The sequence below is a fragment of the Longimicrobiaceae bacterium genome, from assembly GCA_035936415.1.
GTDB lineage: Bacteria > Gemmatimonadota > Gemmatimonadetes > Longimicrobiales > Longimicrobiaceae > JAFAYN01.
In genome coordinates, this window is the sequence record DASYWD010000034.1 from 1 (window position 1) to 13,591 (window position 13,591).

Here is a 13,591-nt window from a genome sequence, read left to right on the forward strand (position 1 = left end):
GAGCAGCGCGTCCGCTTCGCGCAGCATTCCGATGATCTGCTCGACCGTGTGTCTCTTGCGATGCATTTCGAAGTCCTCCTCGGCCTCCCGGCCGTGTGGACTCCCATTCTAACTGGTCTCACCCGCGGGGGGCACTCCAGCCCCTCTCCCGCTTGCGGGGGATCTGGAGGGGGCAAGTCCGTGGGAGGGGGCCTACTCCGGCCGGGGCAGGGCGGGGGTCTGGCCGATGAGCGAGTACAGGTCGCCCCAGAGGCGCGCGACGGGCCGGAGCGACCCGGTGTCCACGAAGTGCGTCCCCTCCACCATCCTCAGCTCCTCCGAGATCCGCACCCGCAGCACCTCGCCGATCAGCAGCGTGTTCGGCGCGCCCTCCATCTCCACCTCCTTGAACAGCCGGCACTCGAAGACCGCGGGGCAGTCGGCGACGTACGGCGCGTCCACCGAATCCGCCTCGGCGGAGACGAGGCCGGCGCGCTCGAACTCGTCCACCTCCGGGCCCCACTCGCCGCTGGTGAGGTTCATCGCGCGGAGCTGCGCCTCGGTGGCGACGTTCACGCAGAAGACGCCGGTCTCGCGCACGTTGCGGAGGGTGTCCTTGGGGGCGCCGCCGCGGTGCCCCACGGAGACGCCGACCAGGAACGGGGTGGCGGAGAGCGCCCCGAAGTAGCTGAACGGCGCCAGGTTGCGCTGCCCGCCCGCGGAGCGCGTGGACACCCAGGCGATGGGGCGGGGGACCACCAGCGAGGTGAGGAGCTGGTACCGCTCGCGCGCGGACAGCTCGCCGACCGTGAAAACACGCTGCGCCGCCGGGGTGGCCCCCGGCGGCGCAGCGTCGCTTCCGGGGCCCTCCCCGGCGCTCACGACACCGACATCTGGAACACGCCCCGCCCGATGGCCATGATTCCGCCGAGCACCAGCACCAGCGCGACCACCACCCCGGCGAGGACGACGCCGTACCGCTGCCGCTCGTCGGGGCGCCCCCGCCCGAAGACGGAGAAGCCGTGCGCGGCGATCGCCGCCAGCAGCATCATCACGATGTGCCCCATGAGCGCGGGGTAGAACGGGCGCACGAAGAGGAGGGCGATACCCAGGAGCACCTGGAGGTCGAGGGTGCCGGTGAAGATCGCCACCAGGACCCGCGCCGTACGGTCGTACGGCCGGCGCGTCGCCCAGCCGAACGCCAGGTACAGGATGGCGAGGACCGCCGCCAGGAGGACGAGGTAGCGGAGCCCCGAGTGCGCGTGGTAGAGAAAGGTCATCGTGGTTCGGTCTTGCGTGGACGGATCGAGGACGGCGAGCGGCAAGATCGTGGCTCGCGCCGCCTCGCGCCAGGGCGGGCGGGGCGCCTCACCCCGGGACGACCGCGGTGGCCTCGATCTCCACCTTCGCCCGGGCCTCCAGGAGCCCGGCGACCACCACCACCGCCATCGCCGGGAAGTGCCGCCCGAAGAGGGCGCGGTACGCCCGGCCCACCTCCCGCGTGGAGGCGAGGTACGCCTCCCGGTCGGTCACGTACCAGGTGAGGCGGACCAGGTGCTCCGGGGCCGCTCCCGCTTCGCGCAGCACGGCGGCCACGTTGCGGAGCGCCTGCTCCGCCTGCGCGGCGAAGTCGTCCGAGGCGAACTCGCCCGTGGCCGGGTCCCACCCGATCTGCCCGGCGGTGAGGACGAGCCGGCCGCTCGCCGCCACGCCGTTGGCGTACCCGCGGGGCGGCGCCCACCCGGCCGGCTGGAGAAATTCCATCGTCCTGCTCAGGCGCCCAGCTCACGCAGGCGGAAGCGCTGCAGCTTCCCCGTCTGGGTGCGGGGGAGCGCGTCCACGAACTCCATCTGGCGCGGGTACTTGTACGGCGCGATCTCCCGCTTCACGAAGTCCTGCAGCTCCTTCGCCATCTCCGGCCCGGCGGCGTGCCCCTCGCGCAGCACCACGAACGCCTTGACGACGTGCCCGCGCTCCGCGTCCGGGACCCCCACGACGCCGCACTCGGCCACGGCGGGGTGGTCGAGGAGCGCGCCCTCCACCTCCGGCCCGGCGATGTTGTAGCCCGCGGAGATGATCATGTCGTCGTTGCGGGCCTGGTACCAGAAGTACCCGTCCGCGTCCCGGACGTAGGTGTCGCCGGTCAGGTTCCACCCGTCCTGCACGTAGCCGCGCTGCCGCTCCGGGTCGTCCAGGTAGCGGCACCCGGTGGGCCCCTGCACCGCGAGACGGCCGAGGGTGCCGTCCGGGACGGGCTTCCCCTCCGGGTCGATGACGCGCGCCCGGTATCCCGGGACGACGCGGCCGGTGGAGCCGGGGCGGATCTCCTCTTCGGGGGAGGCGATGAAGATGTGCAGCATCTCGGTGGAGCCGATCCCGTCGATGATGCGGATCCCGGTCGCCTCGCGCCACGCCTCGAAGGTGGGGCGGGGAAGCGTCTCCCCCGCGGACACGCACTTCCGCAGCGACGACAGGTCGAACCGCTTCGCGTCCCCGGCCATGGCCCGGTACGCCGTGGGCGCGGTGAAGCAGATGGTCGCGCGGAAGTCCTGGATCCCCTGCAGCAGGTTGGGGGGCGTGGGCTGCTCCAGGAGGAGCGTGGCCGCGCCGGCGCGCAGGGGGAAGAGGAGGAGCCCGCCGAGCCCGAAGGTGAAGGCCAGCGGCGGGGACCCGCAGAACACGTCGTCCTCGGAGGGGCGGAGCACGTGCCGCGAGAAGGTGTCGCAGCAGGCCAGCACGTCCCGGTGAAAGTGCATCGCCCCCTTCGGCTGGCCGGTGGTGCCGGAGGTGAAGGCGATCATCGCCACGTCGTCCGCGGCGGTGTCCACGTTCGCGAAGTCGGCGGGCCTGCCGCGCATCATCGCCTCGAGCGAGCCCTCCGCGTCCGGGGCGTTGAAGGCGACGATCCGCTCCAGCACCGGGCTGGAGGCGGCCGCCGCCTCGATCTCCTCCGTGAGCCGCGCGTCGGTCAGCGCCAGCCGCACCTGCGCCTTCTCGACCACGTACGACAGCTCGCGCGCGCGCAGCAGCGGCATGGTGGCGACGCAGATCCCGCCGGCCTTGAGCACGGCGAGCCAGCAGGCGGCCATCATGGGGTTGTTGGGCCCGCGCAGGAGCACGCGGTTCCCCGGGACCACGCCCAGGTCGTCGCGGAGCACGTGGGCGATGCGGTTTGCCGTCTCCAGCAGCTCGCGGTACGTCCAGCGCACGCCGGGCGCGAGGACCGCGACCCGGCTGCCACGGCCCGCCTCCACCATCCGGTCCAGCAGCTCCGCGGCGCAGTTGAGCCGCGCGGGGTAGGCGAGCTCGGGGAGCGCGGAAAGGTCCAGCTCCGGCCAGAGCTCCCGCGGCGGGAGATGGTCGCGCGCGAAGGTGTCCTGGTGCGCACTGGGGACGGGGTTCGCCTGCGCGGTGGTTTCAGGCATCGCTCGCCTCGTCTTTCGCCCGGGGTTTGCCGGCCTCGCCGAGGAGCTGCCCGGCGATGACCAGTTTCTGGATCTCGGAAGTGCCCTCGTAGATGCGGAGCGCGCGGACCTCGCGGTACAGCCGCTCGACGGCGGCGCCCGCCACCACGCCGCGCCCGCCGAAGAGCTGCACCGCGGAGTCGACCACCCGCTGCGCCGCCTCGGTGGCGTACAGCTTCGCCATCGCCGCCTCCCGTGTGATGCGCTGCGCCCCCGCGTCCCGCGTCCACGCGGCGCGGTAGACGAGGAGCGCGCTGGCGTCCACGTCCACGGCCATGTCGGCCAGGCGTGCCTGCGTGAGCTGGAAATCGGCGAGCGGCTTCCCGAACGCCTCCCGCTCGCGGGACCACGCCAGCGCCTCGTCCAGCGCCCTCCGCGCGAGCCCGAGCGCCGCGGCCCCCACCGTGGAGCGGAACACGTCAAGCGTCCCCAGGGCCACCCTGAGCCCCGCCCCCGCCTCGCCCACCAGCGCTTCGGCCGGGACCCTGCACCCGTCGAGCTCCAGCGTCCCCAGCGGGTGCGGCGCCACCGTCTCGATCCGCTCGCCGAGGTGCAGTCCCGGATTCTCCGCGTCCACCACGAAGGCGGCGAACCCCCGTTCCCCCGCCTCCGGGAAGCGCGCGAAGACCACGTAGTGGTTGGCGATCCCCGCGTTGGAGATCCACGTCTTCCGCCCGTCGATCACGAATCCGCCGCCGTCGCGCCGCGCCGTGGTGCGCATGGCCGCGACGTCGGAGCCCGCCTCCGGCTCGGAGAGCGCGAACGCCGCAATCGAGTCCCCCGCCGCCACCCCCGGCAGGTAACGCCGCTTGAGCGCGTCCGAGCCGAAGAGGGAGATGGGCCCGCTCCCCAGCCCCTGCATGGCGAAGGCGAAGTCCGCCAGCCCGGATGCCCGTGCCAGCGTCTCCCGCACGAGGCAGAGGGTCCGCACGTCCAGCCGCTCGCCGGCGTTCCCGTAGGGCGCCGGCAACGCGTACCGGATCCACCCGGCGGCGCCGAGCCTGCGGACCAGCTCCCGGCACGCGGCGTCCACGTCGCGCTCGTCCGGCTCGCGCACCGCCACCTCCGACGCCACCCACGCCTCCAGCTCTTCCGCGAGCCGCCGGTGCGGCGCGTCGAAGAACGGCCACGCGAGGAAGGTGCGGTCAGGCATGGGGCCCTCCTCCGGCGGACCCCCTCCCCCGGCCCCTCCCCGCAAGGGGGAGGGGAGCACGGCAGCTCGCTGCCGCGGCGGCGCCCCACTCACGCACTTTCGCACTTCCGCACTTTCGCACTCGATCAGTTCCCCTCGAACACGGGCCGCTCCTTCGCGACGAACGCCCGGTACGCCCGGGCGAAGTCCTCGGTCTGCATGCAGATGGCCTGCGCCTGCGCCTCGGCTTCGATGGCTTCGTCCACCCCCATGGCCCACTCCTGGTGCAGGCAGCGCTTGGTCATGCCATGCGCGAAGGTGGGCCCGGCGGCGAGCTGGCGGGCGAGGTCGCGCGCCTCCTCCTGCAGCTGCCCGGGATCCACGAGGCGGTTGTAGAACCCCCACCGCTCAGCCTCCTCCCCGCCCATGCTGCGCCCGGTGTAGAGCAGCTCGCTCGCGCGCCCCTGCCCGATGATGCGGGGGAGGATCGCGCAGGCGCCCATGTCCGCGCCGGAGAGCCCCACCCGGGTGAAGAGGAAGGCCACCCTGCTGCGCGCGGTCCCCAGCCGCAGGTCGCTCGCCATGGCGAGGATGGCCCCCGCGCCGACGCACTGCCCGTCGACGGCCGCGACGATGGGCTGCGGGCAGCCGCGCATGGCCTTCACCAGGTCGCCGGTCATGCGGGTGAAGGTGAGCAGCTCGTCCATGTGCCCCTCCTCCTTCATCCGCACCAGCGGCCCGATGATGTCGTGCACGTCGCCGCCGGAGCAGAAGTTCTCGCCCGCGCCGGTGAGCACCACCACCTTCACGTCGGTGGCGAATGCGAGCTGGCGGAAGGTGTCGCGCAGCTCTGCGTACGACTGGAAGGTGAGGGGGTTCTTCCGCTCGGGGCGCGAGAGGGTGATGGTCGCGACGGGGCCGTCCACCTCCCAGAGGAAGTGGGTGGGGCGGAGGTCGGCGGCGAGGAGCGTGGTGGTCATGGAGTTCTGTCTGGCGTCGGTGGCAGGCCCCCTCCCCCGGCCCCTCCCCCGCCAGCGGGAGAGGGGAGAACGGCCCTGTCAGGGCACGCTCGGCGATCCGTTGGCGGGGCGGGCGGCCCGGCGGATCCGGTCCAGAACGGATCCGAGATCGCCGAGGACCTCCTCGTTGCGGAAGCGGATGACGCGAATCGAAATCGCGGCAAGAGCCGCGCTCCGGGCGTGGTCTCTTGCTGCCTGGTCAACGTCGTCGTGCACCTCGCCGTCGAGCTCGACCGCAAGCCGGAGCGACGCACAATAGAAATCGAGCACGAAGCGCCCGAGTGCGTGCTGCCGGCGGAAATGCAACCCGTCGAGCTGGTTGCGTCGGAGTGCCCGCCAGAGGATGGTCTCCGCGGGAGTTTCCTTTCTTCGCAGACGGCGCGCCGCCTGCTGCACCTCCGTGCTGCTCGATCGCATCCGCTTCGACGGCATAGGTCGTTCCAGCATAGATCACCAGTCGCAGTGCTCCCCCTCTCTCGCTTGCGGGGGAGGGGGCTGGGGGGAGGGGGCCTTCCGCCGGGTGGGGGCCCCCTCACCCCGCCATCACCTCCCCCCCCGCCACCACGATCGCCTGCCCGGTCACCGCCGACGCCCCGGGCCCGCACAGCCACCCAACCGCGTTCGCCACCTCTTCCGGGAGGATCAGCGTGCCGCGCGGGATGGGACGCGCGATCATCTGGCGCGCTTCGTCCGCGGTGATGCCGCGGGCGCGAACCAGGGTGTCCACCGCGGCCTGCGCCATGTCGGTCTCCGTGTAGCCGGGGCAGACGGCGTTCACCGTGATCCCTCGTCTGGCCGTCTCCAGGGCCAGGGCGCGGGTGAGGCCGACCACGCCGTGCTTCGCCGCGCTGTACGCCGCCGTGCGCGAGTAGCCGCGGAGCCCGGCGGTGGACGCCACGTTCACGATCCGGCCGGAGCGGGCCTCCAGCATGGCCGGGAGAACCTGCCGCGTGCACAGGAAGGTCCCGGTCAGGTTCACGGAGAGCATCCGGTCCCACACCTCGCGCGTGGTCTCCAGGAACGCCACGCCCTCCGACTGGCCGGCGTTGTTCACCAGCACTTGCACCTCGCCCGAGTGCTCCCGCGCCTCCGCGAACGCCGCCGCGACGGAGGACTCCTCGGCCACGTCGCAGACCACGGACGCGGCATCGGCACCGAACCGATCCCGGACCGAGGCGGCGTGCGCGTCGAGACGGGCGCGGTCGCGCCCCATCAGGGTGAGCGTCGCGCCGAGGCGCGCCAGCTCCTCGGCGATGGCGGCGCCGATGCCGCGGCCGCCCCCCGTCACCACCGCGTGCTGGCCCGCCAGGTACGCGCCGTCCGCCATGATCGCGCTCCGGTCCCTTCAGATGGTCGCGGTGCCCAGCATCTCCTGCTGCCGCTGGAGCTGCCTTTCGAGCTGCGCCTTGCCGCTCAGGTACTGCACCGGCCACCACTGCTCCGGGAAGCCCAGCTCCGCCGCCGCGTGCAGCGTCCACTGCGGGTCGCTCAGGTGCGGGCGTGCCAGCGCGCACAGGTCCGCCCGGCCGGCGGCGATGATCCCGTTCACCTGGTCCGCCTCGGTGATGTTGCCCACCGCGATGGTGGCGATCCCCGCCTCGTTGCGGATCCGGTCGCTGAACGGCGTCTGGAACATGCGGCCGTACACCGGCTTCGCGGCGGGCGAGGTCTGGCCGGCGGAGACGTGGATCAGGTCAGCGCCGGCCGCTTTGAAGGCGCGCGCGATCTCCACCGCGTCGGCGCAGTCCAGCCCGCCCTGGTCCACCCAGTCCGTGGCGGAGATGCGCACCGACATCGGCCGGTCCCCGGGCCAGACGGCGCGCATGGCCGCGAACACCTCCACCGGGTAGCGCAGCCGGTTCTCCAGCGAGCCGCCGTACTCGTCCTCCCGCCGGTTGCTGAGCGGCGTCAGGAAGCTGGAGAGGAGGTAGCCGTGCGCGCAGTGCAGCTCCACCATGTCGAACCCCGCCTCCGCGGCCATCCGCGTTGCGCGCACGAACTCGTCCCGGACCCGGTCCATGTCGGCGCGGGTCATGGGGCGGGGGACGGGGTTCCGCTCGCTCCAGGGCACGGCCGAGGGCGCCATCACCTCCCACCCGCCCTCCGGGAGCGGCTCGTCCATCCCCTCCCACATCAGCCGGGTGGCGCCCTTCCGGCCGGAGTGCCCCAGCTGGAGGCACACCTTCGCGGGGGACCAGGCGTGCACGAACTCCACCACGCGCCGCCACGCCGCCTGGTGCTCCGGCGCGTACATCCCGGTGCATCCGAGCGTGATCCGCCCCTCCGGGGAGACGCAGGTCATCTCCGTGAAGACCAGTCCGGCGCCGCCCAGCGCCCGCGCCCCCAGGTGCACCAGGTGGAAGTCGTTGGGCGTGCCGTCCGTGGCCGAGTACATGTCCATGGGCGAGACGACCACGCGGTTGGGAAGCGTGAGCCCGCGCACCCGGAACGGCGTGAACATGGGCGGCGGCGCCTTCTCCGCCTCCGCGCCGCTAGCGCGGCTCGCGAACCAGCGCTCCACACCGGCGAGGTAGGCGCCGTCGCGGAGGCGGAGGTTCTCGTGGGAGACGCGCTGGGAGCGGGTCAGCAGGGAGTAGGCGAACTGCGGCGGCTCCAGGTGCACGTAGCGCCGTACGTTCTCGAACCACTCCATGGAGTTGCGCGCGGCGTTCTGCAGCCGGAGCGCCTCGGTGCGCCGCTCCTCCTGGTACCGGGCGAGCGCCGTCTCCATCTCCGGCTCCTCCCCGAGGATGCGGGCCAGCGCGATGGCGTCCTCCATCGCCAGCTTGGTCCCGGAGCCGATGGAGAAGTGCGCGGTGTGCGCGGCGTCGCCCACCAGCACCACGGGCGCCACGTCGCCCTGCACGTGGTGCCAGCGCTCGCAGGAGACGCGGGTGAAGCTGAGCCAGGGGGAGCGGAGGTGGGGGGAGTTGCTGCGGAGCGGGTGGCCGTCCAGCCAGGGGGCGAACATCGCCTCGCAGGCGGCGACGGTCTCGGCCTCGCTCATCCGGTCGAAGCCGGCGGCGCACCAGGACCGTTCGTCGCACTCCACGATGAAGGCGGAGCTCGCCTCGTCGTAGCGGTAGGCGTGCACCTGGAAGACGCCGTACGCGTTCTCGACGAAGATGAAGGTGAAGGCGTCGAAGAGCCGCGTGGTGCCCAGCCACACGAACTTCGCGCTCCGCACGTCCAGGTCCGGGCGGAAGTGCGCCGCGTACTTCGACCGCAGGCGCGAGTTCACCCCGTCGGCGGCGACGACCAGGTCCACGTCGCCCAGCCCCAGGCCGGGGAGCGCCTCGTCGTCCGGCACCTCGGTGCGGAACCGCAGCTCCACGCCCAAATCAGCGGCCCGCGCCTGGAGGATCTGCAGCAGGCGGACGCGGGCGATCCCGCTGAAGCCGTGCCCGCCGGAGGTGACGGTCGTCCCGCGGAAGTGCACGTCGATGTCGTCCCAGTGCGCGAACTGGTCCGTGATGGCGCGGTAGCTCTCGGGGTCGGCGTCGCGGAGGTTGCCGAGGGTCTGGTCGGAGAAGACGACGCCCCAGCCGAAAGTGTCGTCGGGGCCGTTGCGCTCCAGGACGGTGACCCGGTGCGACGGGTCGGCCTTCTTGAGGAGGAGGGCGAGGTAGAGACCGGCGGGTCCACCGCCGACGACTGCGACCTTCAAGGGCGACCCTCCGGCTGCGGTGCGGGTGCGAGGCGCTTCCTGGACAGTCTACGCCGCCCGCCGGGGAGCGGAAAGGGGCGGCGGATCCCGCCGCCCCGGCGGCCTCACCGCACCGGCACGAAGTCGAAGCTGTTCACGTACAGCGTCCCCGGGCGCTCCGAGCGTGCCTCTCCCGGGGCCACGTACACCACGAGGCGGATCACCCGGCCGTCCCGGTAGCGGAGCTCCAGCGTGTTGTCGCGGATGTCGTAGGTCCCGGCCCCGCCGGGGATCCCCCGGATCCGCTGCGCGCTCTCGCTGTAGTCGGAGGAGTTCCAGCTCACGGCGTCGAGCAGTCCGCGCTCGGAGAACGCGCCCCCGCGCGTGAAGCTGAGCCGCACCGGCTTGTGCTCCTCCTTCCAGGTCACGTGGTACGTCCCGTCCAGGCGCATCCCGTCGAGGCGGGGGAGGCGGTTGTAGTTGAGGCGGTCGGTGGTCCACAGCACACCCTCCCGGTCCCGGCGGAGCACCTTCTGCTCGCCGGTGCGCCAGCGGATGCGCACCTGGTCTCCCACCACTTCGTACGTGGCGCACCAGGCGGGGCTGCGCGCGCACACCTTCTCCCAGTCGAGCGGGACGGCGAGCCCCTCCTCGGGGAGGGCGAGGTAGACCCTCCCGCCGGGGTAGAAGGCCATCCAGTCCCGGCCGGGCGTCCAGGTGATCCCGGAGGCGACGGGGCTCCCCGGGCCGGGCGCCACCAGGTTGCGGGTGACCCCCTCGTAGATCCCTTCGATCCCGCTCACCCTTCCGGCAGCCGGAGGCCCGGCCGGTGGCGGGGTCGCAGGCGCCCGGCCGGGTGGAGCGGAGGGGCGCGCGGCGGCCGGGGGGGCGCCCGGCGCGTGCATCCGCACCTCCAGGCCGGTTGCGGGGGGGCGCACACGGGCCACGGCGTCACCGGACCGGTACTCGCCCACCCAGTCGCCCGGGTCCTCGGCGCCGTCCCCGTTCACGTCGCGCAGGGCGATCACCATGTACTCGCCGGCCGCGAGCCCCGCGAGCGTGAAGCGGGCGCTGGCCCCGCTCGCGTCGATCCGCACGGCGCGGGACCGGCGCGACCCCGGGCTGCACCGGTCCCCCTCCACCGCGCACGCGCTCACGATCGTCCCCTGCACGTCGCGGCCGGGCGGAGCGTGCACCACGCCCGTGATGGCTCCCTGTGCGGCTGCTGCCGGTGGAGCGCTCGCGGCGCCCAGGAGGAGGGAAAGAAGGATCGCGACGCGCCTCATGGTTCCTCGCTGGTGTACGGTCTCATTCCGGGTGCGGGGCGGATCTCGAACGGGATCTCCCATCGGTGCAGGTTAATCGCCCGCCGGGCGGCGGACAACGGGGATGACCGGACACGACACGGCCGCCCCGCGGGAAAGCGGGGCGGCCGTCGAGGTGGACCGGAGGGCGTCAGAGCGCGACGTTCGCTTCCGCGTATCGGGAGGGGGCGGCGCGCGTGCCGCGGACGTCGTCGCCCCGCTCGTAGCGGTGCCCGGCGTCCCCCGGCTCGCCGCCCTGCCACTGGCGCAGGCCGTAGCCGATGGCGGCCAGGGCGAGCCCGCTCGCCACCAGCCCGCCCAGCGACATCGCGGAGCCGCCCTCGTGCAGGTCGGTGAACGGCGCCTCGTCCGCGAACAGCTCCAGCATGGCCCGGTTGAACTTCCGGACGTCCTGCGGGCCGCGGCTGGACACCCAGTTGCCGTCGCGCACGACCGCTTCGTCCTCCCGGGTCCCCCCGGCATTGCGGACGTCGTCCTGGAGACCCGGCCAGGAGGTGAGCCGCCGCCCGCGCACCAGCCCCGCGGAGACGAGCACCCAGGGGCCGTGGCAGATCACGGCGATGGGCTTGCCGTGGCGGTCGAACCGGCGGACGAAGTCCAGCACCTGCTCGCTCTGCCGCAGGAAGTCCGGGCTGGCGAAGCCTCCCGGGAGGAGCAGGGCGTCGTAGCGGTCGGGGTCGGCGGTGAAGACCGTGTGGGCCACTCTGATCTTCTTCCCGGGCTTCAGCAGGTTCATGGCCCGGATGGAGCCGGAGCGCAGGGAGATCACCTCCACCTCGGCGCCGTGGTCCTCCAGCTTCTCACGCGGGCTGGTCAGCTCCACCTGCTCCACTCCGTCCGCCGCAAGCACGGCGACGCGCAGCCCCTTCAGGTTCGGTTTCGACATCGGTCCCTCCTCGCGTTCGGTACTTCACGCAGCCCCCGCGGATCGCGGCCGCGGGGGCGTGTACCGGTGCAAGGATCGTGCTCTGCGGCGGCGGCGAATGCGGCGATCCGCTGGCCGATCATGCCGGCACGGCGGGGAGCGCCACGTCGAAGCGGCAGCTCGGCCGGCCGGTCCGGTCGCAGCGCTCGCGAACCGGCAGCCCCGTGTACACCGCGAGCGTTTCCTCCAGCGCCCTGCACACCTGCGGGTGCTCCGGGGAGATCGCGCCCAGCGGGCAGCACCGCCCCTGGAGGGTCGCTCCGGCCGGCGACGGCTCGATCTCCACGAGCCCGCCAAGGGCTTCGATCAGCTCCGCAGCGGCCCGTACCCGTGCGCTCCCGTCGCCCGACGCCCGCGGCCGGCGCTCTGCGAGGTGGCGTCCGACTGCACGCAGGAGCTCCTCGACCTCCTCCTCCTTCATGCGCGAGGCGAGGACGTCGAGGAGGCTGTCCACCAGCGGGAGGTAGGCGCGCGAGAGCAATCCCTCTCCCGCGGCGGTGAGCCGGTACCGGTGCGCGGGCTTGCCCACGCCCCGGATCACGCGGTCGTGCCCGACCAGTCCCTCCGCCGCGAGCCCGGCCAGGTGAACGCGGACTGCGCTCGCGCTGATCCCGATCGCCTCCGCCAGCTCGCCCGCGGTCCGATCCCCACCGCAGATCAGGGCCAGGATCCGTCCCCGCGTCTTCGCCCGCGTCGTTCCCCTCATCGTCACCTCCTTCCGCCGAGGCCGTACATGAAGGCGTTTTTAGCGACATAAAGCTTGCTATAAGACGCCACGAGGAGTAACGTGCAATGGACGGGCCGCTTCCGTCCCGGTAGCCCCGTGCTGAGCCTCAGCCGTGGAGGTAGCATGCAGAACAGAGCCGCATTCCGCTCAGGAGCGCTCCTGCTCCTGCTGGCCTCGCTCACCGCGTGCGAGGCAGAAGAGGATCCCCTGCGCGCCGTGGCGGCGGAGGAGGCCGCGCAGAGCGCCGGAGGCGACCCCGCGCAGGGGCGGCAGGTGTTCCGCTACGAGACCTTCGGGAACGAGCCCTTCTGGACCGACACCCTTCGGCTCCACGAGGTGGTGCAGGTGGCGGTGGATCCGGTGACCGCGCTCTCGGTTGGCCTCAAGGTGGACGTCGAGCGGCTCCCGCCGGGGCTGCTGGCCTCCGCCGACCTGACGAGCCCCGCCACCACGGTGGAGCTCCTGCGCCGCGACGCCGTGGTGGGCGTGCAGGCGAAGGTCAGCGACGGGAAGATCAGGAGCCTGGGAATCACCTGCGCGCTCTGCCACTCCACGGTGGACAACTCGGTCATGCCGGGCGTGGGCCGCCGCCTGGACGGGTGGCCCAACCGCGACCTGAACGTCGGCGCCATCATCGCGCTCTCCCCGGTGCTGCCGCCCGCGGTGAAGGCCGTGTACAACTCCTGGGGCCCGGGGATGTACGACGCATACTTCAACCTGGACGGGCTCAACGACCCCACCGTGATCCCGCCGGCGTTCGGGCTGGCCGACGTGGCGCTGGAGACGTTCACCGGCGAGGGCCCGATCTCGTACTGGAACGCGTACGTGGCGGTCACCCAGATGCACGGGCAGGGCTCCTTCTCGGACCCGCGCCTGGGGATCAACATCGTCCAGAGTCCCGACCGGGTGACTCCCCTGCTGGGCGTCCTGAAGGCGTACCAGCACTCGCTGCGGGCGCCGGTCCCGCCCCCGGGGAGCTTCGACCCCGCGCGGGCGGCCGCCGGGAAGGTGGTGTTCGAGGGGCAGGGGCGGTGCGCGACCTGCCACATCCCGCCCACCTTCACGGACGTGAACCTGGGGATCCTGCACGATCCCGCGGAGACGGGGATGGACCCCCTCCTGGCGCAGCGCGCGACCACGGGGAAGTACCGCACCACGCCGCTCCGGGGCGTCTGGCAGCACCCGCCGTACTTCCACGACGGGAGCGCGGCCACCCTTCGCGACGTCGTCAACCACTACGACGGGGTGCTGACCCTGGGCCTGAGCGAAGAGCAGAAGCAGAACCTCGTGCAGTACCTCAAGTCCCTGTAGCCCGTCCCACGGGGTGCCTGAAGCCACCCCGAAAACACCAGGAGCCGCCCCGGCCTTCCGGCC

At 72.8% G+C, this 13,591-nt stretch carries 13 protein-coding genes; 1 reads left to right on the forward strand and 12 read right to left on the reverse strand.

The window, feature by feature from the left end:
* Window positions 1-192: 192 nt before the first annotated feature.
* The 12 genes from VGR37_01370 to VGR37_01425 all read right to left on the reverse strand — a co-directional run bounded on the left by VGR37_01370 (window position 193) and on the right by VGR37_01425 (window position 12,196).
* Window positions 193-861 (reverse strand): flavin reductase family protein, encoded by a 669-nt coding sequence (locus tag VGR37_01370; GenBank protein HEV2146045.1) that lies wholly within the window; start codon window positions 859-861, stop codon window positions 193-195.
* Window positions 858-1,259, reverse strand: a complete 402-nt coding sequence (locus tag VGR37_01375; GenBank protein ID HEV2146046.1) for a hypothetical protein — start codon at window positions 1,257-1,259, stop codon at window positions 858-860. The genes VGR37_01370 and VGR37_01375 overlap by 4 nt, the downstream gene beginning before the upstream one ends.
* Window positions 1,260-1,347: 88 nt before the next feature.
* Window positions 1,348-1,743, reverse strand: a complete 396-nt coding sequence (locus VGR37_01380) for a RidA family protein (GenBank protein ID HEV2146047.1) — start codon at window positions 1,741-1,743, stop codon at window positions 1,348-1,350.
* A gap of 8 nt (window positions 1,744-1,751) precedes the next feature.
* Window positions 1,752-3,404, reverse strand: coding sequence for a benzoate-CoA ligase family protein (locus VGR37_01385; protein ID HEV2146048.1), 1,653 nt, complete (start codon window positions 3,402-3,404; stop codon window positions 1,752-1,754).
* The gene (locus VGR37_01390) at window positions 3,397-4,596 is read right to left on the reverse strand and encodes an acyl-CoA dehydrogenase family protein (GenBank protein HEV2146049.1); all 1,200 of its coding nucleotides are present in this window, start codon (window positions 4,594-4,596) and stop codon (window positions 3,397-3,399) included. The genes VGR37_01385 and VGR37_01390 overlap by 8 nt, the downstream gene beginning before the upstream one ends.
* Before the next feature lie 125 nt (window positions 4,597-4,721).
* Entirely contained in the window at window positions 4,722-5,555 is an 834-nt protein-coding gene (locus VGR37_01395) for an enoyl-CoA hydratase family protein (protein HEV2146050.1), read from the reverse strand.
* Between the two features lie 78 nt (window positions 5,556-5,633).
* Entirely contained in the window at window positions 5,634-6,026 is a 393-nt protein-coding gene (locus VGR37_01400) for an endonuclease domain-containing protein (protein HEV2146051.1), read from the reverse strand.
* Window positions 6,027-6,126: 100 nt separating this feature from the next.
* Entirely contained in the window at window positions 6,127-6,921 is a 795-nt protein-coding gene (locus tag VGR37_01405; protein HEV2146052.1) for an SDR family NAD(P)-dependent oxidoreductase, read from the reverse strand.
* Between the two features lie 18 nt (window positions 6,922-6,939).
* A complete protein-coding gene (locus tag VGR37_01410; protein HEV2146053.1) occupies window positions 6,940-9,261 on the reverse strand; it encodes a bifunctional salicylyl-CoA 5-hydroxylase/oxidoreductase in 2,322 nt (773 codons plus the stop codon).
* A 104-nt stretch (window positions 9,262-9,365) separates the two neighbouring features.
* Window positions 9,366-10,526: a hypothetical protein gene (locus tag VGR37_01415; GenBank protein ID HEV2146054.1), complete on the reverse strand. Its 1,161-nt coding sequence runs from the start codon at window positions 10,524-10,526 to the stop codon at window positions 9,366-9,368.
* A 169-nt stretch (window positions 10,527-10,695) separates the two neighbouring features.
* Window positions 10,696-11,451 (reverse strand): type 1 glutamine amidotransferase domain-containing protein, encoded by a 756-nt coding sequence (locus VGR37_01420; GenBank protein ID HEV2146055.1) that lies wholly within the window; start codon window positions 11,449-11,451, stop codon window positions 10,696-10,698.
* A gap of 118 nt (window positions 11,452-11,569) precedes the next feature.
* Window positions 11,570-12,196, reverse strand: a complete 627-nt coding sequence (locus VGR37_01425; GenBank protein ID HEV2146056.1) for an ArsR family transcriptional regulator — start codon at window positions 12,194-12,196, stop codon at window positions 11,570-11,572.
* Window positions 12,197-12,340: 144 nt separating this feature from the next.
* Between VGR37_01425 and VGR37_01430 the strand changes: the two genes are divergently transcribed.
* Window positions 12,341-13,528 (forward strand): hypothetical protein, encoded by a 1,188-nt coding sequence (locus tag VGR37_01430; GenBank protein HEV2146057.1) that lies wholly within the window; start codon window positions 12,341-12,343, stop codon window positions 13,526-13,528.
* The last annotated feature ends 63 nt before the right edge of the window (window positions 13,529-13,591 follow it).

Excerpts from the sequence above, each read along its gene's own strand:
- VGR37_01375 (HEV2146046.1), bottom strand. The coding sequence starts at position 1,259 with ATGACCTTTCTCTACCACGCGCACTCGGGGCTCCGCTACCTCGTCCTC.
- VGR37_01380 (HEV2146047.1), bottom strand. The coding sequence starts at position 1,743 with ATGGAATTTCTCCAGCCGGCCGGGTGGGCGCCGCCCCGCGGGTACGCC.
- VGR37_01385 (HEV2146048.1), bottom strand. The coding sequence starts at position 3,404 with ATGCCTGAAACCACCGCGCAGGCGAACCCCGTCCCCAGTGCGCACCAG.
- VGR37_01390 (HEV2146049.1), bottom strand. The coding sequence starts at position 4,596 with ATGCCTGACCGCACCTTCCTCGCGTGGCCGTTCTTCGACGCGCCGCAC.
- VGR37_01395 (HEV2146050.1), bottom strand. The coding sequence starts at position 5,555 with ATGACCACCACGCTCCTCGCCGCCGACCTCCGCCCCACCCACTTCCTC.
- VGR37_01400 (HEV2146051.1), bottom strand. The coding sequence starts at position 6,026 with ATGCCGTCGAAGCGGATGCGATCGAGCAGCACGGAGGTGCAGCAGGCG.
- VGR37_01405 (HEV2146052.1), bottom strand. The coding sequence starts at position 6,921 with ATGGCGGACGGCGCGTACCTGGCGGGCCAGCACGCGGTGGTGACGGGG.
- VGR37_01415 (HEV2146054.1), bottom strand. The coding sequence starts at position 10,526 with ATGAGGCGCGTCGCGATCCTTCTTTCCCTCCTCCTGGGCGCCGCGAGC.
- VGR37_01420 (HEV2146055.1), bottom strand. The coding sequence starts at position 11,451 with ATGTCGAAACCGAACCTGAAGGGGCTGCGCGTCGCCGTGCTTGCGGCG.
- VGR37_01425 (HEV2146056.1), bottom strand. The coding sequence starts at position 12,196 with ATGAGGGGAACGACGCGGGCGAAGACGCGGGGACGGATCCTGGCCCTG.
- VGR37_01430 (HEV2146057.1), top strand. The coding sequence starts at position 12,341 with ATGCAGAACAGAGCCGCATTCCGCTCAGGAGCGCTCCTGCTCCTGCTG.